This is a genomic window from Haloferax sp. KTX1 (genome assembly GCF_902410085.1).
Classification (GTDB): Archaea; Halobacteriota; Halobacteria; order Halobacteriales; family Haloferacaceae; genus Haloferax; species Haloferax massiliensis.
Genome location: NZ_CABPRH010000241.1, coordinates 1 through 425, shown reverse-complemented (window position 1 = coordinate 425; position 425 = coordinate 1). Strand labels below are relative to the sequence as shown.

Sequence of the window (425 nt, the reverse complement as noted above, 5' to 3'; positions counted from 1 at the left end):
GTCCGGGCCAATCTCGACATGATCGACGACGAATCATTCGTGGCAGCGATGAAACAGCGGGCAGACGAGGCAGAAGCGGCCGGCAAAGCGGCGCTCGACGAAGCGGTCGCAAACGCGGAGCGGTGAGCGTCGTCACCTCGTCGAACGCCGAGCGGCATCCGTTAAAAATCGAGCGGACGAGCCACAGGAGCTGGGACGCGAGGCCGGTTCGTCAGAACAGCCCCGAAATGTTACCGTCTTCGTCGATGTCCATGTCGGCGGCAGCCGGTCGGGCCGGCAGGCCAGGCATCGTGAGCGCGTCGGCCGTGAGAGCGACCAGGAAGCCAGCTCCGGCAGACGGGTACACTTCGCTGATTTCGAGTTCCCAGCCCTCCGGCGCGCCCTTCTGGCTCGCGTCGTCGCTCAGCGAGTGGAACGTCTTGGAC

General features: G+C 65.2%; 1 protein-coding gene and 1 pseudogene. One reads left to right on the top strand and one right to left on the bottom strand.

What is annotated here, in order from left to right:
• Window positions 1-126: pseudogene (locus FY251_RS23955) on the top strand (formimidoyltetrahydrofolate cyclodeaminase); the annotation flags it as partial.
• A gap of 85 nt (window positions 127-211) precedes the next feature.
• On the opposite strand, the gene FY251_RS21655 reads toward FY251_RS23955, so the two are convergent.
• Window positions 212-425, bottom strand: a 214-nt coding sequence (locus tag FY251_RS21655; RefSeq protein WP_148416963.1) for a formate--tetrahydrofolate ligase, incomplete at its 5' end; no start/stop codon positions are given.